Origin of the sequence: Tabrizicola sp. M-4 (genome assembly GCF_051132405.1) — a bacterium.
Taxonomy (GTDB): Bacteria; Pseudomonadota; Alphaproteobacteria; order Rhodobacterales; family Rhodobacteraceae; genus Paragemmobacter.
In genome coordinates this window covers 2,908,984-2,931,751 of the sequence record NZ_CP128606.1, presented here as the reverse complement: position 1 = coordinate 2,931,751, position 22,768 = coordinate 2,908,984, and the positions used below count along the sequence as shown (strand labels likewise).

21 protein-coding genes and 1 tRNA gene are annotated in these 22,768 nt (G+C 67.1%); 8 read left to right on the top strand and 14 right to left on the bottom strand.

Annotated elements, in window-relative coordinates:
- Positions 1-14 precede the first annotated feature (14 nt).
- The 3 genes from TabM4_RS14330 to TabM4_RS14320 are packed head-to-tail and all read right to left on the bottom strand — an operon-like array spanning position 15 to position 3,057.
- On the bottom strand, positions 15-1,190 hold the full coding sequence (locus TabM4_RS14330) for an acetyl-CoA C-acyltransferase (RefSeq protein WP_434613684.1): 1,176 nt from the start codon (positions 1,188-1,190) through the stop codon (positions 15-17).
- The gene (locus TabM4_RS14325; protein ID WP_434613681.1) at positions 1,187-2,308 is read right to left on the bottom strand and encodes a 3-hydroxyacyl-CoA dehydrogenase NAD-binding domain-containing protein; all 1,122 of its coding nucleotides are present in this window, start codon (positions 2,306-2,308) and stop codon (positions 1,187-1,189) included. Before TabM4_RS14325 ends, TabM4_RS14330 begins: the two co-directional genes overlap by 4 nt.
- Positions 2,305-3,057: an enoyl-CoA hydratase-related protein gene (locus tag TabM4_RS14320; protein ID WP_434613679.1), complete on the bottom strand. Its 753-nt coding sequence runs from the start codon at positions 3,055-3,057 to the stop codon at positions 2,305-2,307. Before TabM4_RS14320 ends, TabM4_RS14325 begins: the two co-directional genes overlap by 4 nt.
- Before the next feature lie 126 nt (positions 3,058-3,183).
- Here TabM4_RS14320 and TabM4_RS14315 point away from each other — a divergent pair, with 126 nt between their 5' ends.
- The 8 genes from TabM4_RS14315 to TabM4_RS14280 all read left to right on the top strand — a co-directional run bounded on the left by TabM4_RS14315 (position 3,184) and on the right by TabM4_RS14280 (position 9,974).
- Positions 3,184-5,469 (top strand): bifunctional salicylyl-CoA 5-hydroxylase/oxidoreductase, encoded by a 2,286-nt coding sequence (locus TabM4_RS14315; RefSeq protein ID WP_434613676.1) that lies wholly within the window; start codon positions 3,184-3,186, stop codon positions 5,467-5,469.
- Complete coding sequence (locus TabM4_RS14310) at positions 5,466-6,209, top strand: SDR family NAD(P)-dependent oxidoreductase (protein WP_434613673.1); 744 nt, start codon at positions 5,466-5,468, stop codon at positions 6,207-6,209. The genes TabM4_RS14315 and TabM4_RS14310 overlap by 4 nt, the downstream gene beginning before the upstream one ends.
- Complete coding sequence (locus TabM4_RS14305; RefSeq protein WP_434613671.1) at positions 6,206-6,640, top strand: MarR family winged helix-turn-helix transcriptional regulator; 435 nt, start codon at positions 6,206-6,208, stop codon at positions 6,638-6,640. The genes TabM4_RS14310 and TabM4_RS14305 overlap by 4 nt, the downstream gene beginning before the upstream one ends.
- Positions 6,640-7,452 (top strand): enoyl-CoA hydratase family protein, encoded by an 813-nt coding sequence (locus TabM4_RS14300; protein ID WP_434613668.1) that lies wholly within the window; start codon positions 6,640-6,642, stop codon positions 7,450-7,452. The genes TabM4_RS14305 and TabM4_RS14300 overlap by 1 nt, the downstream gene beginning before the upstream one ends.
- Positions 7,453-7,541: 89 nt before the next feature.
- Positions 7,542-8,678: an acyl-CoA dehydrogenase family protein gene (locus TabM4_RS14295; RefSeq protein ID WP_434622085.1), complete on the top strand. Its 1,137-nt coding sequence runs from the start codon at positions 7,542-7,544 to the stop codon at positions 8,676-8,678.
- 24 nt (positions 8,679-8,702) lie between these two features.
- Positions 8,703-9,155 carry a cupin domain-containing protein gene (locus TabM4_RS14290; protein ID WP_434613665.1) on the top strand — a complete coding sequence of 151 codons (453 nt, stop codon included), beginning with the start codon at positions 8,703-8,705 and terminating at the stop codon, positions 9,153-9,155.
- Between the two features lie 7 nt (positions 9,156-9,162).
- Positions 9,163-9,570, top strand: coding sequence for an acyl-CoA thioesterase (locus TabM4_RS14285; RefSeq protein ID WP_434613662.1), 408 nt, complete (start codon positions 9,163-9,165; stop codon positions 9,568-9,570).
- Entirely contained in the window at positions 9,567-9,974 is a 408-nt protein-coding gene (locus TabM4_RS14280) for a RidA family protein (RefSeq protein WP_434613659.1), read from the top strand. Before TabM4_RS14285 ends, TabM4_RS14280 begins: the two co-directional genes overlap by 4 nt.
- Before the next feature lie 15 nt (positions 9,975-9,989).
- Here the strand turns inward: TabM4_RS14280 and TabM4_RS14275 are convergent, their stop codons facing one another.
- The 11 genes from TabM4_RS14275 to glpX form a co-directional block, all read right to left on the bottom strand.
- Positions 9,990-11,618: an AMP-binding protein gene (locus TabM4_RS14275; RefSeq protein ID WP_434613656.1), complete on the bottom strand. Its 1,629-nt coding sequence runs from the start codon at positions 11,616-11,618 to the stop codon at positions 9,990-9,992.
- A gap of 79 nt (positions 11,619-11,697) precedes the next feature.
- A complete protein-coding gene (locus tag TabM4_RS14270; RefSeq protein ID WP_434613653.1) occupies positions 11,698-13,149 on the bottom strand; it encodes an APC family permease in 1,452 nt (483 codons plus the stop codon).
- 90 nt (positions 13,150-13,239) lie between these two features.
- Positions 13,240-13,749 carry a flavin reductase family protein gene (locus TabM4_RS14265; RefSeq protein WP_434613650.1) on the bottom strand — a complete coding sequence of 170 codons (510 nt, stop codon included), beginning with the start codon at positions 13,747-13,749 and terminating at the stop codon, positions 13,240-13,242.
- 6 nt (positions 13,750-13,755) lie between these two features.
- Positions 13,756-15,096, bottom strand: a complete 1,341-nt coding sequence (locus TabM4_RS14260) for a glutamine synthetase family protein (protein ID WP_434613647.1) — start codon at positions 15,094-15,096, stop codon at positions 13,756-13,758.
- Entirely contained in the window at positions 15,093-15,773 is a 681-nt protein-coding gene (locus tag TabM4_RS14255) for a TetR/AcrR family transcriptional regulator (RefSeq protein ID WP_434613644.1), read from the bottom strand. The genes TabM4_RS14260 and TabM4_RS14255 overlap by 4 nt, the downstream gene beginning before the upstream one ends.
- A complete protein-coding gene (locus tag TabM4_RS14250) occupies positions 15,770-17,056 on the bottom strand; it encodes an alpha/beta fold hydrolase (protein WP_434613641.1) in 1,287 nt (428 codons plus the stop codon). Before TabM4_RS14250 ends, TabM4_RS14255 begins: the two co-directional genes overlap by 4 nt.
- Positions 17,057-17,060: 4 nt before the next feature.
- On the bottom strand, positions 17,061-18,404 hold the full coding sequence (locus tag TabM4_RS14245; RefSeq protein WP_434613638.1) for an acyl-CoA dehydrogenase family protein: 1,344 nt from the start codon (positions 18,402-18,404) through the stop codon (positions 17,061-17,063).
- Positions 18,404-19,453, bottom strand: a complete 1,050-nt coding sequence (locus TabM4_RS14240) for a peptidase M29 (protein ID WP_434613635.1) — start codon at positions 19,451-19,453, stop codon at positions 18,404-18,406. Before TabM4_RS14240 ends, TabM4_RS14245 begins: the two co-directional genes overlap by 1 nt.
- 191 nt (positions 19,454-19,644) lie before the next feature.
- Positions 19,645-19,719 (bottom strand) — tRNA-Glu (locus tag TabM4_RS14235).
- A gap of 79 nt (positions 19,720-19,798) precedes the next feature.
- Positions 19,799-21,550: a single-stranded-DNA-specific exonuclease RecJ gene (gene recJ, locus TabM4_RS14230; RefSeq protein WP_434613632.1), complete on the bottom strand. Its 1,752-nt coding sequence runs from the start codon at positions 21,548-21,550 to the stop codon at positions 19,799-19,801.
- An 81-nt stretch (positions 21,551-21,631) separates the two neighbouring features.
- Complete coding sequence (gene glpX / locus TabM4_RS14225; RefSeq protein ID WP_434613629.1) at positions 21,632-22,597, bottom strand: class II fructose-bisphosphatase; 966 nt, start codon at positions 22,595-22,597, stop codon at positions 21,632-21,634.
- Positions 22,598-22,768: the final 171 nt, after the last annotated feature.

Below are 22,768 nucleotides of genomic sequence, written 5' to 3'. Positions count from 1 at the left end.
GGAGGGGGGCGGGGTCAGGCGGGCAGGAGTTCCAGCGCCACGCCCTGACCCACGCCCACGCAGAGCGTGACGAGGGCGGCGGTGCCGCCGGTTTCCGCCAGACGCCGCGCGGCGGTGCCCGCGATGCGGGCGCCCGACATGCCAAGCGGATGGCCCATGCTGATGCCGCCGCCATGGGCGTTCACATGGGGGGCATCGTCGGGAATGCCCCAGACGCGCAGGCAGGCAAGGACCTGCGCGGCGAAGGCCTCGTTCAATTCGATCACGTCATAGCGGTCGGCCTTGCGCCCGGTGCGGGTGGCGAGGTGTTCCGCCGCAGCGACCGGGCCGATCCCCATGAGGCGCGGCGCGACCCCCGCCGAGGCCGCCGCGCCGATGCGGGCAAGGGGGGCGAGGCGGTGGCGTTTCACGCCCGCGGCGGAGGCGAGGATCAGGCCCGCCGCCCCGTCATTGATGCCCGCGGCATTGCCCGCCGTGACCGTGCCGCCCACGCGGAAGGGGGCGGGGAGTTGGGCGAGTTTCTCCGGCGTCGTGGCGCGGGGATGTTCGTCCTGCGCGACGGTGGTGTCGCCTTTGCGGGACCGGATGGTGACGGGGAGGATGTCGGCGGCATGCCACTCCGCGCTGTAGCGGGATTGCGAGCGGAAGGCGAAGGCGTCCTGATCCTGCCGCGCGATGGCATGGGCCTCGGCCACGTTCTCCGCCGTTTCGGGCATGGAATCGGTGCCATAGGCGCGGGCGATGCGGTCGTTGACGAAGCGCCAGCCGATGGTGGTGTCGTGGATTTCCGCCGCGCGGGAGAAGGCGGTTTCGGCCTTGCCCATGACGAAGGGTGCGCGGGTCATGCTTTCCACGCCGCCCGCGATGATGACATCGGCCCCGTCGCGGATGGCGCGCGCGCCCGCGATCACGGCATCGAGGCCGGAGGCGCAGAGGCGGTTCACGGTCAGGGCGGGGGTGGATTCGGGCAGGCGCGAGAGGAGGACGGCCATGCGGGCCACGTTGCGGTTGTCCTCGCCCGCCTGATTGGCGCAGCCGAGGATTACCTCGTCGACGCTCAGGTGAGGGTGGAGGTCCAGCAGGCCGTCGATCACATGGGCGGCCATGTCATCGGGGCGGACCATGGCCAGCGCACCGCCATGGCGGCCGATGGGGGTGCGGCGGTGGGCGCAGAGGAAGACTTCGGTCATGGGGCAAGTCCGGGGGCGGGGAGGTAGCGGGTTTTCAGGTGGGCGGGGGCTGCGGCTTCCAGTTTCGCGAGCGTGTCGAGGATGGTGGCGGGGCCTTGGGTTCGGGCGATCTCGAACGGGCCGCGCGGGAAGTTGAGGCCGAGTTTGAGCGCCGTGTCGATGCCTTCCGCCGTGGTGCCGCCTTCGGAGAGGAGCCATGCGCCCTCGTTGGCGAGGGTGGCTTCGATGCGGAGCGCGATGGCGGCGGCATCGGGCGGGGGAGGCGTGTCGGTCGCGGGAAGGGTGAAGCCCGTGCCCGTCTTGCGGCCAAGCGCGCCCTTTTCCACCTGCGCCTTCAGCGCGGCGAAGACGTGATAGCGGGGGTGGTGGCCCATCGCGGTGGAGAGGCTTTCGGTGGCGGCGAGGTTGATGTCCGCCCCGATCAGGTCGATCAGCGCGAAGGGGCCAAGGCGGTAGCCTGCGGCGGTCATGGCGGCGTCGATTTCGGGCGCGCTGCGGCCTTCTTCCAGCAGCGCAAGCGCCTCGCCGTAATAGGGGCGGGCGCAGCGGTTCACGATGAAGCCGGGGCGGTCGGCGCATTGGATGACGGTTTTCCCGGCGGCCTCGGTCAGGCTGCGGGCGGTGGTGAGAGCCTGCGCGGTGGTGGCGGCGTGGGGGATCAGTTCCACAAGGCGCATGACGGGCGCGGGGTTGAAGAAATGCAGGCCCAGAAGGCGTTCGGGATGGGCAAGGCCGCGCGCGATGGCGGCGACAGAGAGGGAGGAGGTGTTGGTCGCCAGCACCGCCTGTGACGAGAGGTGGTCTTCGAGCAGGGAGAAGACGGATTGCTTGGCGGGAAGGCGTTCCACTATCGCCTCGACCACCATGTCGGCGGGGGCGATATCCTCCACCCGGTCGGTGACGATGAGGCGGGAGAGGAGGGCGGCGCGGTCGGCCTCGGTCATCGCGCCCTTGTCGATGCGGGGTTGCAGGCTGGCCGACAGGCGGTCGCGGGCCGTGGCGCGGCTGTCGGGGTTGGCATCGGTGGCGCGGACGGGGTGGCCTGCGGCGGCAAAGACCTGCGCGATGCCGAGGCCCATGGCGCCAAGGCCGATGATGCCGATGGTGGGGGTCGTCATTTGCCTTGGAACCTTGGTTTTTCGCGGGCGCGGAAGGCGCGGATGCCCTCATGCTTGTCGGCGGTGTCGAGGAGGGTTTCGAAGGCGGCGCGCTCTTCGGTCAGGGCGAGGGGGCGTTCCTCGCCTGTGATGAGCGCGGCCTTGGCGGCCATGAGGGCGAGGGGGGCGCGGGTTGAGAGTTTCGCGGCAAGCGTGGCGGTGAAGGTTGCGGCGTCCTCTTCCAGATGGGCGGCGATGCCCCAGTCATGGGCGGTCTGCGCGTCGATGATTTCGCCCGTCAGCACCATGCGCATGGCGCGGGCGCGTCCGGCCAGCGCCATGAGGCGTTGACCGCCCCCCGCGCCGGGGATGAGGCCGAGATTGGTTTCCGGCAGGCCGAGGCGGGCGCTGGGAGACAGCACCATCATGTCGGCCATGAGGGCGAGTTCGAAGCCGCCGCCCAGGGCGAAGCCTTCGACCTGCGCGATGAGCGGTTTGGGGAAGGCGCGGATGGTGGACCAATGCGCCTTGCGCGGGTCGGTCGCGCCTTCGGCGGTAGTCTTGTGTTCGATCTCGCCTATGTCGGCACCGGCGGCGAAGTTGCCCTCCGCCCCCCGCAGCACGACGGCGCGGATCGCGGGATCGGCGGCGAGCGCGGTCAGCGCATCGGCCAGCGCGCCCAGAAGCGCGGTGTTCAGCGCGTTCTTCTGCGCGGGGCGGTTGAGGGTGAGGGTGGCCCACCCGTCATGGCGTTCGGTCAGGAGTTCCATGCCTCCATCTTCGCGGGTTGCGACAAAATTTCAAGTCTGAAAATTTCAAACTTGAAATTGTTTTGGGATGGTGTCAGCCTTTTCCCAGATGGGCGCATTCCGCGCCGGATGACGGGATTTCGGGCGATGAAGATTCTCTGCCTTGGGGGTGGGCCTGCGGGCCTGTATTTCGCGATTTCTATGAAGCTGCGGGATGCGTCGCATCAGGTGACGGTGCTGGAACGCAACCGCGCGAATGATACCTTCGGTTGGGGGGTGGTGCTTTCGGATGACGCGCTGGGGCGGATGGCGAAGAACGACCCCGTGTCGACGCAGGCGATCCGGGATCATTTCGCCTATTGGGACGATATCGCTGTCGTGCATGACGGGGTGCGGACGGTGTCGGGCGGGCATGGGTTCGCGGGGATCGGGCGCAAGCAGATGCTGATCCTGTTGCAGGCGCGGGCGCGGGAGTTGGGCGTCGATCTGCGGTTCGAGACGGAGTTCAAGACGGCGGAGGAATACCGCAAGGATTACGATCTGGTCGTGGCATCGGACGGGATCAACTCGGCGGTGCGGCGGGAATATGCCGAGGTGTTCCAGCCTGATATCGACATGCGCCTGTGCAAGTTCGTCTGGCTGGGGACGCATCAGAAATTCGACGACGCCTTCACCTTCATCTTCGAAAAGACGGAGCATGGCTGGGTCTGGGCGCATGCCTATCAGTTCGACGACAATACCGCGACCTTCATCGTGGAATGCGCGCAGGAGACGTGGGACAGGTGGGGCTTTGCCGACATGTCCAAGGAGGACACGGTGGAGACGTGTCGCAAGATCTTTGCGCGGCATCTGGGGGGGCATGAGCTGATCTCCAACGCGGCGCATCTGCGCGGGTCGGCGGTGTGGATGAACTTCCCGCGCGTGATCTGCGGGACGTGGTATCATCAGAACGTGGTGCTGATGGGGGATGCGGCGGCGACGGGGCATTTCTCCATCGGGTCGGGGACGCGGCTGGCGTTTGATAGTGCGATTGCGCTGGCGGAGTATCTGCATTCCGAGCCGACCTTGCAGGGCGCGTTCCAGAGGTATCAGGACGAGCGGCGGGTGGAGGTGTTGCGCCTGCAATCGGCGGCGCGCAACTCTCTGGAGTGGTTCGAGCAGGTGGAGCGCTATCTGGACCTGCCGCCGGAGCAGTTCGCCTATTCGCTGCTGACGCGCAGCCAGCGGATCAGCCACGAAAACCTGCGGCTGCGCGATCCGGTGTGGTTGCGGCGGGCGGAGGACTGGTTTCAGGAACAGGCCGGGGGGCAGCCCGGCCGCGCACCGATGTTCGCGCCGTTCCGTCTGCGCGACATGGCGTTGAAGAACCGCGTCGTGGTGTCGCCGATGGCGCAGTACAAGGCGGTGGAGGGCTGCCCTACGGATTGGCATCTGGTCCATTACGGCGAAAGGGCCAAGGGTGGGGCGGGGCTGGTCTATACGGAAATGACTTGCACATCCGCGCAGGGGCGCATCACGCCCGGCTGCCCGGGGCTTTATGCGCCGGAGCATGAGGCGGCGTGGAAGCGGATCGTGGATTTCGTCCATGCCGAGACGACGGCGAAGATCTGCTGCCAGATCGGGCATGCAGGGCGGAAGGCTTCGACGCAGGTCGGGTGGGAGGAGGGGGATGCACCTCTGCCTTCTGGGAATTGGGAGATCATTGCGCCTTCGGCTTTGCCGTGGTCGCCGAAGAACGCCGTCCCGCGCGAGATGACGCGGGCGGATATGGAGGCGGTGACGGCGGAATTCGTGGCGTCGGTGGAGATGGCGAAGCGTGCGGGGTTTGACATGATCGAACTTCACGCGGCGCATGGCTATCTGGTTTCGTCCTTCATCAGCCCGAAATCGAACAAGCGGGTTGATGCGTATGGCGGTTCGCTGGAGAACCGGATGCGCTGGCCGCTGGAGGTTTTGCGGGCGATGCGCAAGGCATGGGGCGAGGAGAAGCCTTTGTCGGTGCGTATCTCGGCCACCGACTGGGTGGGGGATGAGGGCGTGACGCCGGATGAGGCGGTGGAGATCGCGCGGATGTTTGCAAGCGCGGGGGCGGATATCATCGACGTCTCAGCCGGGCAGACTTCGGTGGATGCGAAGCCCGTCTACGGGCGGATGTTCCAGACGCCGTTTTCGGACCGTATCCGCAACGAGGCGGGGCTGGCGACGATGGCGGTGGGCAACATCACCGAGCCGGATCATGTGAATTCGATCCTGCTGGCGGGTCGGGCGGACCTTGTCTGCCTTGCGCGGCCGCATCTGGCCGATCCCTACTGGACATTGCATGCCTCGGTGGCGATGGGGGATGGGGCGACGGACTGGCCGCTTCCCTATCTGGCGGGGCGCGATCAGGCGCGGCGTCTGGCGCAGAAGGCGGTGGAGGTGATCCGGGCATGAGTGTCGAGGGGCGGCGGGTTCTGGTGACGGGCGGCGGGTCGGGCGCGGGGGCGGACCTTGCGCTGGGCTTTGCCCGTGCGGGGGCCGCCGAGGTGGTGATCTGCGGGCGGCGGGTGGAGGCTTTGGCTTCGGTCGCGGCGCAGCATGGGGCCATCCGGGCGCTGCCCTGCGATGTGACGGATGAGGGATCGGTTCAGGCGCTGTTTGCCGAGGCGGGTCGGGTGGATGTCGTCGTCGCCAATGCGGGGCAGGCGGATTCGGCGCCGTTCGCCAAGACGTCGCTGGAGCAGTGGAACCGGATGCTGGCGGTGAACCTGACGGGGGTGTTCCTGACCTTCCGCGAAGGGTTGCGGCAGTTCGACGGGTGGGGGCGGTTGATTGCCGTGGCCTCCACCGCTGGCGTGAAGGGCTATGCGAAGGTGGCCCCCTATGCGGCGGCGAAGCATGGGGTGATGGGGCTGGTGCGGTCTGTCGCGCTGGAAGTGGCGCGGGGGCCGGTGACGGCGAATGCGATCTGTCCGGGGTTTCTGGATACCGAGATGACGGAAGCCTCAATCCGGGTGATTTCGGAGAAGACGGGGAAGACGGCGGAGCAGGCACGGGCGGCGCTGGAGGGGATGAGCCCTCAGGGGCGGCTCTATCGGCCGGATGAGGTGACTTCGACGGCGCTGTGGCTGTGTTCGGACGGGGCGGCGGGCGTGAACGGGCAGGGGATCGTGATTTCGGGAGGCGAGGTGTGACCGACACGCTTTCGAAACGGCGGTTGAAGATGTGGATCCGTCTGCTGGGGGTGACCCGCGCGGCGGAGGGGGAGTTGCGCGAATTCCTGCGCGTGCAGCATGGCACGACCCTGCCGCGTTTCGACGTGATGGCGGCGCTGTATCGGCGGCGAGAGGGCGTGACGATGAGTGAGCTTTCCCGGATGCTGCTGGTGTCGAACGGCAATGCCACCACGGTGGTGGACCGGCTGGAGGCGGATGGTCTGGTGCGGCGGACGCCGAGCGAGACGGATCGGCGGACGGTCTTCGTCGCGCTGACGCCGGAAGGGTTGGCGCAGTTCGAGGTGCTGGCGGCGGGGCATGAGGCGGAAGTGGCGCGGATGTTCGGGGGGCTGTCGGAGGCCGATCTGGACGCGCTGACGGATATTCTGAAGCGGATGGGGGCGGCGTGATGGGCGCGATGGCGGGGCTGAAGCCTGAGCATTTCCTGTGGGAGGTGGTGGATCGGGTGGCCGTGGTGCGGCTGAACCGGCCGGAGCGGAAGAACCCGCTGACGTTTGAAAGCTATGCCGAGTTGCGGGATACCTTCCGTGCGCTGGTCTATGCGACCGATGTGGATGTGGTGGTGATCGCGCCGAACGGGGGGAATTTCTGTTCCGGCGGGGATGTGCATGACATCATCGGGCCGCTGGTCGGTATGGAGATGAAGGAGCTTCTCGCCTTTACCCGCATGACGGGCGATCTGGTCAAGGCGATGATCGGCTGCGGCAAGCCCATCATCGCGGCGGTGGACGGGGTTTGCGTCGGGGCGGGGGCGATCATGGCGATGGCGTCCGACCTGCGGCTGGCGACGCCGGGGGCGAAATGCGCCTTCCTGTTTACGCGCGTGGGTCTGGCGGGGTGTGACATGGGGGCTTGCGCCATGCTGCCGAGGATCATCGGGCAGGGGCGGGCGGCGGAACTGCTTTACACTGGCCGGGTGATGCGGGCCGAGGAGGGGGAGCGGTGGGGGTTCTGGAACGCGCTGCATGCCCCGGAGGAATTGGAGGGGGCGGCTATGGCGCTGGCGCGGCAGTTGGCGGCGGGGCCGACCTTCGCGCATGGGATCACCAAGACGCAGCTCAATCAGGAATGGAACATGGGGCTGGAGCAGGCGATCGAGGCGGAAGCGCAGGCGCAGGCGATCTGCATGCAGACGCGGGATTTCGAGCGGGCCTATCACGCCTTTGTCGCCAAGGAGACGCCGGTGTTCCGTGGGGATTGACGATTTTTCTTGCGAAAAATCAGGGGGCGCTCGCGCCCCCTCGTCGCTGACGCTCCTCACCCCCTGAGGATATTTGGGAACGGATGAAGATGGTGGATCGGAGCTTTCTGGATTGGCCTTTTTTCGAGGCGCGGCATCTGGAGATGGCCGTGGCGCTGGAGGCGTGGTGCGTGGCGCATCTGCCGGTGGATCACGGGGATGTGGATGCGGCCTGTCGCGGGCTGGTGGCCATGCTGGGTGCGGGGGGGTGGCTGCGGCATTCCGGGGCGGGCGAGGGGGAGCGGCTGGATGTGCGCACGCTCTGCCTGATCCGCGAGACGCTGGCGCGGCATGACGGGCTGGCGGATTTCGCCTTTGCCATGCAGGGGCTGGGGATGGGGGCGGTAAGCCTGTTCGGGACGCCCGCGCAGCAGGAGTGGTTGGCGCGGACGCGCAGCGGGGAGGCGATTTCGGCCTTTGCCCTGACCGAGCCGGGGTCGGGGTCGGATGTGGCGGCGACGGCGACGACCGCGACGCGGGTGCAGGGCGGGTGGTTGATCGAGGGGGAGAAGACCTGGATTTCCAATGGCGGGATTGCGGATGTCTACGTGGTCTTTGCGCGGACGGGCGAGGCGCCGGGGGCGAAGGGGTTGTCGGCCTTTCTGATGCCTGCCGATGTGGCGGGGTTGGAGGTGGCGGAGCGGTTGGAGGTGATCGCGCCGCATCCTTTGGCGACCTTGCGGATGAAGGGCATGGTCCTGCCGGAGGAGGCGTTGATCGGCAAACCGGGCGAGGGGTTCAAGATCGCCATGTCGGTGCTGGACGTGTTCCGGTCCACCGTGGGGGCGGCGGCGCTGGGCTTTGCGCGGCGGGCTTTGGACGAGGCCTTGGCGCGCGTGAAGGCGCGGCGGATACAGGGGCAGGCGCTGGCCGAGTTGCAGATGGTGCAGGGGCATCTGGCCGATATGGCGCTGAAGATCGACGCGGCGGCGCTGCTGGTCTATCGGGCGGCGTGGGTGAAGGACAATGGCGCGGCGCGGGTGACGCGGGAGGCGGCGATGGCGAAGCTTTACGCCACCGAGGCGGCGCAGGAGGTGATCGACATGGCGGTGCAATTGCATGGCGGCGATGGCGTGCGGCATGGATCGGTGGTGGAGAGCCTTTACCGGGAAATCCGGGCGCTGCGGATCTATGAGGGGGCGTCGGATGTGCAGCGGGTGGTGATCGCCCGCAGCATCCTGAATTGACGGGCAAACAGGGGGAGACGGGACATGACCAAGGCACTTGACGGCGGCATCACGCGGGACGGCGCGGCCTATCACGGGCGCGAGTTGAACATCCTTGGGCAGCGCTATTTCCCCAAGGCCAGTTGCGAGGCGAGTTTCGCCTTTGAAACCAACAGCGAGCCGGGGCAGTTCGTGCCTGTGCATGTCCATCCCACGCAGGATGAATTCATCCTCGTGCAGGAAGGGCAGCTTGAGTTGAAGCTGGATGGCGTCTGGCACACGGCCCGCGCGGGCGATCTGGTGCGGATGCCGCGTGGCGTGCCGCATGGCTATTTCAACAAATCCGATGCGCCCTGCCGCGCGCTGTTCTGGGTTTCGCCCGCGGGCAAGCTGGAGGCGCTGTTCGACACCTTGCACAACATGACGGACATTCCCGCCATCGTAGCCGCCTCGGCGGCGCATGACGTGGATTTCCTGCCGCCCGAAGCCAACGACTGAGCGGCCCATGTATCAGCGCGCGATCCGGGTGGAGTTCAACCATTGCGATCCGGCGGGGATCGTCTTCTATCCCCGCTATTTCGAGATGACGAATTCGGTGATGGAGAATTTCTTCCGCGAGGTGGTGGGCTATTCCTATCACGCCATGATGGCGGATGGGATCGGCGTGCCGACCGCGCGGGTGGAGACGGATTTCCGCGCGCCTTCGCGCCTTGGCGATGTGCTGGATTGGGGGATGGTGGTGGAGGCCGTGGGCGGGTCCTCCGCCACCTTCCGGCTGGAGGCGCGCTGTGGCGCGGAATTGCGGCTGATCACGCGGCTGGTGCTGGTGTGGATGTCGCCCGAGCATCGGCCTGCGCGCTGGCCGGATCGTATTCGCGCGGTGCTGACCGCGCATCTGGAGACGCAAGAATGACCGACAGCACGCTGCAATTCCTGCACCCGTCGCATTGGAAACCTGCCATCGGCTATTCCAATGGCGTGGCCGCCACGGGGCGGATGGTGTTCACCGGGGGCATCATCGGCTGGAACGCCGATCAGGAATTCGAGACGGATGATTTCGTGGGGCAGGTGGAACAGGCCCTGAAATCCATCGTCGAGGTGCTGGCCTGTGCGGGGGCGGGGCCGGAGCATCTGGTGCGGCTGACATGGTATGTGACCGACAAGAAGGAATATCTGGGGTCGTTGAAGGCGTTGGGCCGCGTCTACAAGGCGGTGATCGGGCGGCATTACCCGGCGATGGCGCTGGTGCAGGTGGTGGCGCTGGTCGAGGATCGCGCCAAGGTGGAGATCGAGGCGACGGCGGTGATCCCGGCCTGAGGGCCGGGGTCCGGGTCAGGCGCTGCGCAGGCGGAAGCGCTGGATCTTGCCCGTCTGGGTTTTCGGCAGCGCTTCGGTGAAGATCACGCGGCGGGGGTATTTGTAGGGCGCGATGACCTTCTTCGCGTGATCCTGCAGCAGTTTCACCATCAGCGCATCGCCCGCATGGCCGGCGGCCAGCACGACATGGGCCTCGACGATCTGGCCGCGTTCGGCATCGGGGGCGCCGATCACGGCGCATTCATGCACGGCGGGATGGGAGAGCAGCGCCGCCTCCACCTCTGGTCCGGCGATGTTATAGCCTGCGGAGATGATCATGTCGTCGGAGCGGGCGGCGAAGTGGAAGCGGCCCTCGTCATCCTGCCAGAAACTGTCGCCCGTCAGGTTCCAGCCGTCGCGGACATAGGCGCTCTGGCGTTTGTCGGCCATGTAGCGGCAGCCGGTGGGGCCGCGCACGGCGAGGCGGCCCACCTCGCCGCGCGGCAGTTCCTCCATGTCGGGGCCGACGATGCGCGCCTGATATCCCGTGACGGGGCGGCCGGTGCAGCCGGGGCGGTGGTCGTCGAAGCGGTTGGTCAGGAAGATGTGCAGCATCTCGGTCGCGCCGATGCCGTCGAGCATGGGTTTGCCGGTCTTGGCCTGCCATTCCTCATAGACCGGGGCGGGGAGGGTTTCGCCCGCGCTGACGGCGGCGCGCAGCGACGAAAGATCGGCCCCCTCCTCCATCGCCTTGAGCATGACGCGATAGGCGGTGGGGGCGGTGAAGCAGATGGTGGCGCGGTGTTCGGTGATGATGTCGATCATGTTGGGCGGGCTTGCCTGTTCCAGAAGCGCCGCCGCCGCGCCGAAGCGCAGAGGGAAGATGGCAAGGCCGCCGAGGCCGAAGGTGAAGGCGAGGGGCGGGGAACCCACGAAGACGTCGTCGGGGGTGACGCCGAGGACTTCCTTCGCATAGCCGTCGGCTATGATGAGGAGGTCGCGATGGAAATGCATCGTGGCCTTGGGTTCGCCCGTGGTGCCGGAAGTGAAGCCCAAGAGCGCCACGTCGTCGCGCCCCGTGGCGGGCGGGGTGAAGCGGACGGGCTTCTTCAGCGCGATGCGGTCGAGTTCGGCATCGTGATTGGCGGTGCCGTCGAAGCCGATCACCGTGTGAAGGAAGGCGCTCTCCTTCTGGCAGGCGACGAGGTCCTCCATCAGGCGGGTGTCGCAGAGGGCATGGGTGATTTCGGCCTTGTCGACGATCTTGGCCAGTTCGCCCGCCCGCAGCATGGGCATGGTGTTCACGACCACCGCACCCGCCTTGGTGGCGGCGAGCCAGCAAGCGACCATGGCGGGGTTGTTGGCGGACCGGATCAGGACGCGGTTGCCGGGTTTGACGCCGTAATCCTCCACCAGCGCATGGGCGATGCGGTTCGACCAGTCGGTCAGTTCCTTGTAGGTGCGGCTGCGGCCATTGCCGATGAGGGCGGTATGGTCGCCAAAGCCGCGCTCCACCATCCGGTCGGTCAGTTCCACGGCGGCGTTCAGCCATTCGGGATAGGCGAAACCGTCCAGAAGCAGGTCGGGCCATTCCCCTGCCGGGGGCAGGTTGTCGCGGGTGAAGCTGTCTTCGTGGCCAGAGGGACCGAGGGGCGCGTTGGGCATGGGGGGCCTTGCGGAACGGGTGGATCGGGGAAGGGTGGGGGGTGCGGGGGGCGGGACGCCGCCCCCCGCGCGGGTGGGATCAGGCGCGGTTCTCGCCCATCCGGGCGAAACCGGCCGGGTCGGCCTTTTCCAGCCGCAGCGCGGCCAGCCAGCCGATGAACGCCGCCGCCGGGATGATGGCGGGCAGGATCCAGCCCAGCGCGCCGCCGGTGGTGCCGGTCAGGTCGCCGAAGTTCAGGAAGATATAGACGAAAAGCGCCGCCATGATCAGCCCGGAAACGGCGGGCAGGATCAGTGTGGCCAGCGGACCTTCGCCCTTGGCGTTGGACCGGAAGAAGGCGATCACGGCGATGGAGGTGACCGTCATCATCCCCAGCACGCCCAGCGTGCCCACCTGGCTGATCCATGTGAACATGTTCAGCACCGGATCGAGGCCCAGCCCCGCAAAGACCGTAAGGATCACCAGCGCGCCGATGGTCTGCACCACCGATCCGACATGCGGGCTGGAATGGGCATCATGGGTGCGGCCGAAGGCGGCGGGCAGAAGCCCCTCGCGCCCGGCGACATAGCTGTAGCGGGCGATGTAGTTGTGGAAGGCCGACAGCGCCGCGAACAGGCTGGAGACCAGCAGGATGCCTGCGATGGGGGGCACCGGGCCGCCCACATAGATATCGGCCAGCATGAAGAAATATTCCGTCGGATCGGCCAGCCCGCCGATGGTGGGGATCAGGTTCTCCGCCCCGACGCCCGCGATCATCAGCCATGTGGTGAAGACGAAGAAAAGGCCGATCATCAGCACCGAAAGATAGGTCGCGCGCGGGATGGTCTTTTCCGGGTCGCGCGCCTCTTCGGCATAGATCGTCGTCGCCTCGAACCCGATGAAGGAGCCGAGGCAGAAGAGGATGGCGGCGGTGAGCGAGCCCGAGAAGATGGCGGTCGTGTCGAAGATATTCACCGACAGCCCGCCCGCATCCGCCGCGCCGCCTGCGCCAAGGATGGCGAAATCGACGATCAGCACGATGAGGTATTCCAGCGCCACCAGCACGATCAGCACCTTGGCCGACAGGTCCACCTGCCGATAGCCGAGGATGCCGACTAGGAGGATGGCGATCAGGCTCCACCCCCACCAGGGCAGGTTGATGCCGAAACTCCCGAAGACGCCTGCCGCGATGCCGCCCAGCAGGCCGATCAGGCCGAATTGCATGGCGTTATAGGCGGCCAGCGCGGTGAAGGCCGTGGCCCCCGCCCAGCGCCCGCCAAGCCCGCGCGCGGCATAGGCGTAGAAGGCGCCCGCGTTCTTCACATAGCGCGACATGGCGACATAGCCCACCGCGAAGGCGAGCATCACCAGCGTCATGAAGAGGAAGGTCGCGGGGACGCCTGGCCCGTTGCCCAGAAGGAAGGCGATGGGCACCGCGCCCGCCACCCCCGTCAGCGGGGCCGCCGCCGAGATCACCATGAAGGTGACGGCCAGCAGCCCCAGCGAATTGCGGCGAAGCTGATTGGCCCCGCCTTGCGAAATCTCGGTCATTGTCCACTCCTTGTTGGTTGGCGAGTCCGGTCTTTGCGCCGGTTGCCGTTCTGTTTGCCCCGGCGCGGGTTGGCCCCGCGCCGGGGATCGTCATTCCCCCTTGGGAAGATGCACCGCCCGCCGATAGGCGCGCTGGCCGTAGAGCAGGGCCGAGGGGGCGTCGGACAGATGCACGGACTGCACCTGGCCTACGATGATGTGATGCGTCTCCCACAAGAGCGCCGTGGCGAGGCGGCATTCAAAAGTGGCGGTGGCCCCGGCCAGCAGCGGCTGGCCGAGCGGGCCATGCGCCCATGCCGCCTTGGCAAAGCGCTGAGCATGGTCACCCCCCGCGCGGCCCGCGAAGAGGTTCGCGACCTCCTGCTGATCCTCGGCCAGAAGGTTGGCGCAGAAGGCGCGGTTGGCGAGGATGGCGGCGGCGGCGGGGCTTTGGTGGTGGATGCAGGCCAGCAGCGAGGGCTGTTCCCCATCTGCCGCGACCGAGGTGAGCGAGGAGATCGTCACCCCGGCAAGCCCCCCCGGCCCGTTGGTCGTGGCGACGGAAACGAAGGTGGCGGCGCGGCTCATGCCTTCCAGAAAGCGGGCGCGGAGGGTTTCCATGCGCCGTCAGCCCAGATCGAAGAAGCGTTCGAGTTCCACATCCGGCACCCGCCTGCGGAATTCGTCATGCTGGCATTCGCGGGTGGCGGTGAAGGCCTCGACGAAGCGGGGGCCGAGCCAATCCTTGGCGAAATCGGACCCGCGCAGCCGGTCTATCGCCTCGGGCATCGACCGGGCGAAGTCGCGGGGCGGGCTCTGGGCATAGCCGGAGCCGATGGTTTCGGGATCGGGTTCCACGCCTTCAAGGATGCCCGCCACGCCTGCGGCGATGGTGGCGGCGGCGGTGAGGTAGGGGTTGGTATCCGCCCCCGGCAGGCGGTTTTCCACCCGCAGGCTGCCCGCGTCATGGCCCACGAGGCGGAAGCAGGTGGTGCGGTTCTCATATCCCCATGTCAGGCCGGGGGGCGCAAAGGTGCCGGGCGCGAAACGGCGATAGCTGTTCACCGTGGGCTGGAAGATCAGCGTCATGTCGCCCACGTATTTCTGCAGGCCGCCAAGGAAGTGCTGGAAGGTCCGGCTGACGCCGTTCTTGCCGCCTTCGTCCCAGAAGAGCGGTTTGCCCGCCTTGTCCTTCAGGCTGACATGCAGGTGGATCGACTGGCTGTCGGCCTGTTCGTTCCAGCGCGGCATGAAGGTGACGGATCTGCCCTGACGCAGGGCCAGCGCGCGGATGAAGTTCTTCAGAAGCACCAGTTGATCGGCGGGTTCCAAGCCCTCGCCCGCGCCGATGCAGGCCTCCATGAAGCCCGCGCCGATTTCCTCGTGCATCTTGGCAAGGTCGATCCGCAGCGGTTCGCACATGGCGGCGATGGCTTCGTACCATTCGGTTTGCACGGCCTGATAGATAGTCAGGTCGTGGCTTGCGTGCTGGGTCGCGGGTTTGAGGTTGCGATAGCCCTTGGCGCGGGCGCTTTCGGGCGTTTCGTCGAATAGGGTGTATTCCAGTTCCATCCCGTATTTCGGGAGGAACCCCGCCGATGCCGCGCGGTCGAGGACGGATTTCAGGATGGAGCGGGGGCAGAGCTTGGCGCTTTCGCCGGTGAAGTTGGACAGGACCAGAAGGTCATGCCCCGGCTTCGACCATGGCAGGCGGCGCACTGTGCCGGGATCGACGCGCAGGGGATCGTCGTGGAAATCGCCCGTGTCGTCATTCACGCCGGGGATCGTCAGCAGCACGTCGGTCGGGTCCAGCGCCAGTTGTGCGGGGGCCATGCCCATGCCGTTCTTCGCGATGCCCTTCAGGCTGTTCACGGAAACCATCTGCCCGCGCAAGAGGCCGTTGGTATCGGCCATGGCGACGGTGGCGAAGCGGCTGGATGGATCGGCGAGGAAGTCGTCGAGTGTCATGGTCCTGTCCCTGTCAAACGGGCGCTTTCAAGCGCCTCTAGCTGTTCAAGATCGTGGTTCGGATCGGTGGAATAGGCGCGCAGGAAGACGCGCAGCCCGTTCATGATGTAGCGGCCCAGTTGCGCCCGCGAGGGCGGCGCGTCGGGCAGGTAGAGCGCCTGCGTGCGCGGGGCGGAAAGGATGAGGCCCCAGAGATCCTGCGCGGCAAGTTCGGCATCGTCGAAGGCCAGCCGCCCCGCCGCGCGCTGGCCTGTCAGATAGGCCATGATCCCGCGCAGCAGTTGATCGGGACCGGACGCCTGATAGGCCCGCCCGATTTCGGGGAAGCGCTGCACCTCGCCGATGATGAGGCGGGCGAGCGACAGCATGTCGGGCCGCATGACGGTATCGGCATAGGTCCAGGCGAAGCCGTGAAGGTCGGCCACCATCCCCTTGGGTGAGGGGTGCGCGAAGACCGTCAGCATCAGGTCGCGCTTGCCCAGCATCATCGCCTGAAACAGCGCCTCCTTGCTGTCGAAATACTGGTAGAGCGTGGGTTTCGACAGGCCTGCCTCGGCGGCCACGGCATCCATGGTGGTGCCGGAATAGCCCTGTTCGGCGAAAACCTTCAGCGCGGCCTCCAGAATGCGCCGCTCACGCTCGATCCGGTTCTGGGCGCGGCGCGAGAGGGCGGTCATGCGGGCAGGCCCTGCAGGAAATCGGTCAGGTGGCGGTTGTAGGCATCCGGCGCCTCGACATTGCAGACATGGCCGGCACCGGGGATCACCTCGAAGCGCACGTCGGGGCGGGGGGCGCTGTCCCAGATCCGCCCCGCGACGGCGCGGATCTCGGCGGGTGGGGCGAGGCGGTCATGTTCGCCGGTCATCATCAGGACGGGCATGGAAAGGCGCGAAAAGTCGAAGCGTTCCAGCGGGTTGGTGAAGCACGAAAGCGCGTCGCGATAGGTGGAGGCGGGAATGGCGGCCATGGAGGCGAGGAGGTCGGCCTTGACGGCCTCGGTCGCGTCGGGGCCGGCCAGCACCTTGACCACGGCGGGGGCGAAATCGGCGGGGACCTGCCCTGCGTTCAGCGGCACCTCGCGCGAGAGGCGGAAGGCCTCGCGTTCGTCGGGGCCTGCCTCGGACATGCCGGTGCAGCCGCCGGAGAGGACGAGTCCATCCAGCATGTCCGGGTGGCGCATGGCGAAGGAGGTGGCGATCCATGACCCATAGGAGAGGCCCACAAGGACGAGGCGGCGCGCGCCGAAGGTTTCGGCTACCCGCAGGATATCGGCGCAATAGTCATCGACGGTCGAGCCACGGGGTCCGAGCGTGCTGTCGCCATAGCCGCGCAGGTCGAGTGCTGCGGCGCGAATGTGATGGCCCGCTGCGCCAAGCTGCGCGCGCCAGTTGCCCCGGTTGCCGCCGATGCCGTGAAGGAAGAGGCAGAGCCTGCCATCGCCCCTGTCGGGGGTGAGCGAGAGGCCAAGGCGCGGCAGGTCGTCGATCGTGGTGTCGGTGACAGGGCAGGGCGCGGGGGGGGGCGGGGGGGTGCCCTGCACCCCCCCGGCCCCCCGCAGCGCCTCGATCCCGGCCTCAAACACCGCGCGGGTGCCGTCGCAGATCTGCGCCAGCCGTACGGCGGGCGCGGCGATGGTGGCGGTCCATGTCACCACCGACCCGCCCGCATCGGAGGGCGAGACGGTCAGGCGGGCGTCATAGCTTTCCGCCCCGGCGATGCCCTCCAGATGGGTATAGGCCAGCACCCGGTCGCTGTCCGACAGATAGGTGCGCTGTTCGCGGTAGAGCGTCTCCTCCCCCGCCACGGTGAAGGCGCGGATCAGATGGCCGCGCGCATCGCGTTCGGTGCGGATCGTGGCGATCCATGGATGCCAAGCGCCACCGAAATCGCGCGCCACGGCCCAGACGGCGGCCGGGTCGGCGGCGACATGGCCGTGGACGTGAACGCGGTCGCGCCCCATGGCCCTAGCGCAGCCCCTTGAGCGATCCGGCATCCCCGCGCCAGAGCGAGTTGCGCGCGCCGCCCTCGTCGCCGGGCGCATCGTCGATCTCGTCCATGTCGTAGAGCGTCAGGATGGACAGGTAATCTTCCATGATTTCCGATGTGTAGGGCAGCATCAGCGCGCCGCAGCGGCTGTCGCGATACATCCGCTCCAAGGGCAGGGAGCGCAGCATGGACTGCCCGCCGCAGGTGCGGATGGCCATGCTGGTCATTTCCGCCGCGCCCTCCATGACGTTGTACTGCGCGGCATACATGCGCATGACCTCGGCCTTGGTGGGGAAGCCCTTCGCCTCGGAGAAAGCCTGCCACCAGAGCGCGCGCATGTTGGCGAGGCGGGCATACATCTTGCCCACGGCGATGCGTTTGGTCGCATACATGCGGCGGTCGATGGGGGGCTGGCCGGGGACCTGCCCCTTGAGATAGGCCACGGTGAAATCAAACGCCCCCTGCGCCACGCCCATATAGGTGGGCGACAGCGTCGCCATCATATGCGGCCAGTTGGGCAGGGTTTTGCCAAAGATGCCGCGCGGCATCAGCATGTCTTCTGCTGTGACGAAGACATCCTTCAGGATCAGGTCGCGGCTGTTCGTGCCGCGCATCCCCAGCGGGTCCCATTCGCCCTTGACCGTCAGCCCCGGCGCATCCTTGTGGACGACGAAGAGCATCGTATCCTCGTGGCGCGGCTCCACACCTTCGAAAACCTCGGTGCAGACGATGGTGTAGTAATCGCAATAGCCCGCGAGGCTGGCGAACTTCTTGAACCCGTTGATCCGCCACCCGCCTTCGACGGCGCGGCACTGGGTCTGGTTCGGTTTCGACGTCCAGTTCTGCCCGCCTTCCGAGATGGGCTGCGAATAGATCGCCTTTTCGGCAATCGCCCGCTTGAACTGCCTTTCGCGCAAGGGGGCGAATTCCGCCCGTTCCGCATCCGTCAAGTTGGGCATGTCGAACATGAAGCGTGACCATGCCATGGAGGAATTGTGCATGTTGAAGGTGAGCGCGGTCGCCCCGCAATATTTGGCGATTTCCGCCCCCACCATGGCATATTCCCACATGGTGAAGCCCATGCCGCCATATTCTTCTGGGATGCAGAGCGTCAGGAACCCCGCCTCGGCCAGATCGCGGTAATTGTCGACGGGGAAAGATGCCTCGTCATCCACGGCCTTGGCGCGGGCGGCGAAGGTCGCGCCCATGGCGTTGACCTTGTCCAGCATGGCCAGCACCTCGGGGCGGATGCGCGAGAGGTCATAGTAATCGCCGGGGCTGCTCATGGGCATGGCGGCGGTGATCGGGCGCTGTTCGGTCATCAGGCAAGCTCTCCCTGCAAAACGCCATCTTTCACGACGACGCGCCCGTCGAGGGCGATGGTGCAATTCCTCATCGGAAGGTCGAAATGGCCGAGCGTATAGCGGCCTGCATATTGGTTCGCCCCGGTGGACCACAGGAATGATCCGGCGATGGCGCGGAATTCCACGGCCTGCATGTCGCGCTTGTCATACATGGCGGCGGACACCCATTTCGCGCCGTGGTTCATCCCCCAGCCGACATGGCTCAGGCCATAGGCGTTCCGGTCGCCCCAGGCTTCCATGTATTCGCGCAGGTGCAGGGCATCTATGCCGTCGCCCTTGATCGCGGTGACGAAGTCCTTCTCGATGGTGAAGTCGATCCGGCTGTTGAGGAAGGTCTTGAACGTCAGGTTCATGTCGCCCACGTCCATGACGATGCGCCCGTTCACCGCCTCCTTGCCGGGGAACGCAAGGCAGAGGCCACCCGGCCAATGCGCCACCGCGCCGGGAGTGGTGCCGAAGCCCGCCGTCCCGCCGCAGGGCGCGCCGCGCAGATCGACCGTCAGGTCGGTGCCAGCGGCGGAGGTCACCCGCATCTCGGACGCCTCGCGCAGCATCTGGATGCCGATCTGCAGTTTGACGTTGTCCTCGGCCTTGGGTTCGGTGCGTTCAAGGATTTCGGGATGTTCGTTGGTGATCACCAGCAGGCGCGTGCGGCCCGCCTCTTCGATTTCCGGCCATTCGGGGGCGTGGATCAGGCCTTCGACCGTGCAATCGACGATGATGTCGACACGTTTCAACGCCTCGATCACCGCGCGGTTGCCTTGTATCGCCCAGCTGGTTCCGGTGGATTTCACCGGGACCGGGGCCGATTGCGCCGGGGTGGGCATCTGGATCATGCAGAATTCGGCGCCAAGGTCATAGGCCGCCAATTCGCACAGATGCACCAGCACGGGCCGCGACTGGGTTTCGGACAGGATCGCCACCTGCGTCCCCTTGCCGATCCCGTTCAGCGCGAGGACACGCCGAAAGGCGGCAAGCCATTTGCCTTCGATGCGTTCCTGAAGCATCGCCACCATCCCTGTTGAGCGATTCGCGTTGGTGCGAATTTCTTTACTCTGGAGTTAAGGTTTCGCGGGAAGGGCGAGTCTGTCAATAGGAATTTCAAACTCAAAACATTTGCGCCGGGCGCGCGGGGCTTGCCAAAAGGCGAGGCTGGGCCGCGAGGCGGCGCGTATCTTCTTGATCAATTTGGGGAAAGTGGCAGCCCGTAGGGGAGTCGAACCCCTCTTCCCAGGTTGAAAACCTGGTGTCCTAACCGATAGACGAACGGGCCACGATCAGTGGGGCGGTGTCTAATCGGCAGGCGGGGCGGGTGCAAGAGGGAAAATGATGCGCGGCGCTCGCCGTGTGGGTCAAGCGCGGGCTGCGTCTTCCAGCCGGAGTTGCACCTTGGTGCTGCCGTTCCATGTGTTCAGTTCCAGCCGTCCCGCAAGGTGGAACCGCTGATGCCCGCCTTCCATCAGCGCCGGGCCGAGCGGGCCGTCGAAGGCCCCAAAAGCCATGGCCTCCAGCGTAGGCCCGCTGCCATCCGAGAAGGACAGCCTCAGATGGGTTTCGCCCACGCGGCGGGCGCGGACGGACATGGCGGCAAAGGCAAAGCGCGGGGCTGGGGACGAGGCGCCGAATGGGCCTGCCTCTTCCAGCCGCTCCACCAGCGCGCGGTCGGCGGCACCGGGCATGAGAAGGCCGTCCAGCTTCAGGTCGGCAGGCCTGCCCGCCCCCGCGCCCTGTCGGGCGAGGAGGTCGGAGAGGCGGGCCATCGCGGCCTCCAGCTTGCCTTCCTCCACCGTCAGGCCCGCGGCCATGCGGTGGCCGCCGCCCTTGACCAGCAACCCCTCGGCGGCAAGGCGGTGGACGGACGCGCCCAGATCGACGCCCGAAACAGAGCGCCCCGATCCCTTGCCCATCCCCTGCTCCAGCCCGATCACCACGGCGGGGCGGTTCGTCGCCTCCTTCAACCGGCTGGCGACGATGCCCACCACACCGGGATGCCAGCCCTGACCTGCCGCCCAGACGAGCGGCGCGTCCAGACCCCGCGCCTCGGCCTGTGCCAAGGCCTCGTCGCGGACGCGCATCTCGATCTCGCGACGTTCGGTGTTCAACTCGTCAAGGCGGGCGGCAAGGGCCTGCGCCTCGGCCTCGCTCTCGCAGCACAGAAGCCGCGCGCCCAGATCGGCCGCGCCGATCCGCCCGCCCGCATTGACCCGCGGACCAAGGAGGAAGCCGAGAGCATGGGTGTTCGGGGCCTGATCCATGCGGGCGACATCGGCCAGCGCGCGCAGCCCCACCCTTTCCCGCCGCGCCATCACCTTCAGCCCCTGCCGGACCAAGGCGCGGTTGACCCCGATCAGCGGGGCCACGTCGGCCACGGTGGCTAGCGCCACGAGGTCGAGCATCGCCATCAGATCCGGCCCCTGAACGCCCTCGGCCCGCATTTGGCGGTTCGCCTCCACCAGCATCAGGAAAACGACGGAGGCGGCACAGAGATGGGCAAGGCTGCCATCCTCATCCTGCCGGTTCGGGTTCACCACGGCCAGCGCGGGCGGCAGCCTCTCGCCGCCGAGGTGGTGATCAAGGACGACGACATCCGCCCCCTTGGCCACGGCGGCGGCGATGGGATCATGCGAGAGGGTGCCGCAATCGACGCAGAGGATCAGGCGGTGGGTCGCCGCCAGCGCCTCCATCGCGGGGATGTTCGGGCCATAGCCTTCGTCGATGCGGTCGGGGATGTAGAGCGTGGCCCGATGCCCCATGGCACGCAGCCATGTGATCAAGAGCGCGGCAGAAGTGCCTCCATCCACGTCGTAATCGGCGAAGACCGCGATGGTCTCGCGGGATTTCAGCGCCTGCAGGAACCGCGCGGCGGCAGGCCCCATGTCGCGCAAGGTCAGCGGATCGGGCAGAAGGTCGCGCAGCGAAGGGGCAAGGTAGGCGGCGGCATCCTGCGGGGCCACGCCGCGCCTGACCAGCGTGTGGCAGAGCGCCAGCGGAAGCCGCGTCTGCTGGGCCATGGCCTCTGCCAACCGGTCCTCCTCTGCCGTGGGGCCGATCCAGCGGCGACCGGTCAGCGAGGCATCGACATTGAGGAAGGCACGTTGGGTCATGGCTTGACGGAGTGCCGCAAAGCCACGCCTCGCGCAAGGGGCGGGGGGGCGAAGGCCCCGCCCCACCGCGCGCGGTGGGCCTCAGCGGATGGGGCTGCGATAGAGGACGCGGCGCACCGATCCGGTCTTCGACCGCATCAGGATCGTTTCGGTCGTCACCATCCGGGGTTCCCGCTTGATCCCGGCCAGCAGCGACCCGTTGGTCACGCCGGTCGCGGCGAAGATCACGTCCCCGCGCACCAGATCGTCGCGCGTGTAGACGCGGTCGAAATTGGTGATCCCGGCCTTGCGGGCACGGGCGCGCTCATCCTCGTTGCGGAACAGAAGCTTGCCGAAGAACTGCCCGCCCATGCACTTCAACGCGGCCGCCGCCAGCACGCCCTCGGGCGCGCCGCCGGACCCCATATACATGTCGATCCCCGTCACATCCGGTTCGGCGCAATGCATCACGCCCGCCACATCGCCATCGGTGATCAACCGGATCGCCGCGCCGGTGGAACGGATCTCCTTGATCATCTCCTCGTGCCGGGGGCGTTCGAGGACGCAGACGGTGATGTCCTCGGTCGAACAGCCCTTGGCGGCAGCCAAGGCCGAGACGCGCTCCGAGGGGCTCATGGTCATGGTCACGGTGCCGGGCTTGAAGCCGGGGCCGATGGCCAGCTTGTCCATATAGACATCGGGCGCGTGCAGCAGCGTGCCGCGCGGGGCCATGGCGATGACGGTCAGCGCGTTGGGCATGTCCTTCGCCGTCAGGGTCGTGCCTTCCAGCGGGTCGAGCGCGATGTCCACGGCGGGGCCTTTGCCGGTGCCCACCTCTTCCCCGATATAGAGCATCGGGGCCTCGTCCCGTTCACCCTCGCCGATCACCACGACGCCCGCGATGTCCAGCAGGTTGAGCTGGTCGCGCATCGCGTTGACGGCGGCCTGATCGGCGGCCTTCTCGTCGCCGCGCCCGATCAGCGCGGCCGAGGCCAGCGCCGCCGCCTCCGAGACGCGGGCGAGGCCCAGCGAGAGGAGGCGGTCCTGAAATTCGTCCTTGTCGGCCATGCGTCCCTCTTTCAATGGCATTTTCCGCCCGCTTAGCGCCCGGCGCGGGGCGCGGCAAGGATGGTGACGCTAACGGCGGGCAGGAATGCGGCAGTGGCGGGGCAGGGGGCGAAAATTCTTCGTACGAAGAATTTTCGAAGCGAAAACTTTTCGGATGAAAAGTTTTCGGCC

What these genes read in the sequence shown, in the direction of transcription:
- TabM4_RS14330 (WP_434613684.1), bottom strand. Translation starts at nt 1,190, where the DNA reads ATGACCGAAGTCTTCCTCTGCGCCCACCGCCGCACCCCCATCGGCCGC.
- TabM4_RS14325 (WP_434613681.1), bottom strand. Translation starts at nt 2,308, where the DNA reads ATGACGACCCCCACCATCGGCATCATCGGCCTTGGCGCCATGGGCCTC.
- TabM4_RS14320 (WP_434613679.1), bottom strand. Translation starts at nt 3,057, where the DNA reads ATGGAACTCCTGACCGAACGCCATGACGGGTGGGCCACCCTCACCCTC.
- TabM4_RS14315 (WP_434613676.1), top strand. Translation starts at nt 3,184, where the DNA reads ATGAAGATTCTCTGCCTTGGGGGTGGGCCTGCGGGCCTGTATTTCGCG.
- TabM4_RS14310 (WP_434613673.1), top strand. Translation starts at nt 5,466, where the DNA reads ATGAGTGTCGAGGGGCGGCGGGTTCTGGTGACGGGCGGCGGGTCGGGC.
- TabM4_RS14300 (WP_434613668.1), top strand. Translation starts at nt 6,640, where the DNA reads ATGGGCGCGATGGCGGGGCTGAAGCCTGAGCATTTCCTGTGGGAGGTG.
- TabM4_RS14295 (WP_434622085.1), top strand. Translation starts at nt 7,542, where the DNA reads ATGGTGGATCGGAGCTTTCTGGATTGGCCTTTTTTCGAGGCGCGGCAT.
- TabM4_RS14290 (WP_434613665.1), top strand. Translation starts at nt 8,703, where the DNA reads ATGACCAAGGCACTTGACGGCGGCATCACGCGGGACGGCGCGGCCTAT.
- TabM4_RS14285 (WP_434613662.1), top strand. Translation starts at nt 9,163, where the DNA reads ATGTATCAGCGCGCGATCCGGGTGGAGTTCAACCATTGCGATCCGGCG.
- TabM4_RS14280 (WP_434613659.1), top strand. Translation starts at nt 9,567, where the DNA reads ATGACCGACAGCACGCTGCAATTCCTGCACCCGTCGCATTGGAAACCT.
- TabM4_RS14275 (WP_434613656.1), bottom strand. Translation starts at nt 11,618, where the DNA reads ATGCCCAACGCGCCCCTCGGTCCCTCTGGCCACGAAGACAGCTTCACC.
- TabM4_RS14270 (WP_434613653.1), bottom strand. Translation starts at nt 13,149, where the DNA reads ATGACCGAGATTTCGCAAGGCGGGGCCAATCAGCTTCGCCGCAATTCG.
- TabM4_RS14265 (WP_434613650.1), bottom strand. Translation starts at nt 13,749, where the DNA reads ATGGAAACCCTCCGCGCCCGCTTTCTGGAAGGCATGAGCCGCGCCGCC.
- TabM4_RS14260 (WP_434613647.1), bottom strand. Translation starts at nt 15,096, where the DNA reads ATGACACTCGACGACTTCCTCGCCGATCCATCCAGCCGCTTCGCCACC.
- TabM4_RS14255 (WP_434613644.1), bottom strand. Translation starts at nt 15,773, where the DNA reads ATGACCGCCCTCTCGCGCCGCGCCCAGAACCGGATCGAGCGTGAGCGG.
- TabM4_RS14250 (WP_434613641.1), bottom strand. Translation starts at nt 17,056, where the DNA reads ATGGGGCGCGACCGCGTTCACGTCCACGGCCATGTCGCCGCCGACCCG.
- TabM4_RS14245 (WP_434613638.1), bottom strand. Translation starts at nt 18,404, where the DNA reads ATGACCGAACAGCGCCCGATCACCGCCGCCATGCCCATGAGCAGCCCC.
- TabM4_RS14240 (WP_434613635.1), bottom strand. Translation starts at nt 19,453, where the DNA reads ATGCTTCAGGAACGCATCGAAGGCAAATGGCTTGCCGCCTTTCGGCGT.
- recJ (WP_434613632.1), bottom strand. Translation starts at nt 21,550, where the DNA reads ATGACCCAACGTGCCTTCCTCAATGTCGATGCCTCGCTGACCGGTCGC.
- glpX (WP_434613629.1), bottom strand. Translation starts at nt 22,597, where the DNA reads ATGGCCGACAAGGACGAATTTCAGGACCGCCTCCTCTCGCTGGGCCTC.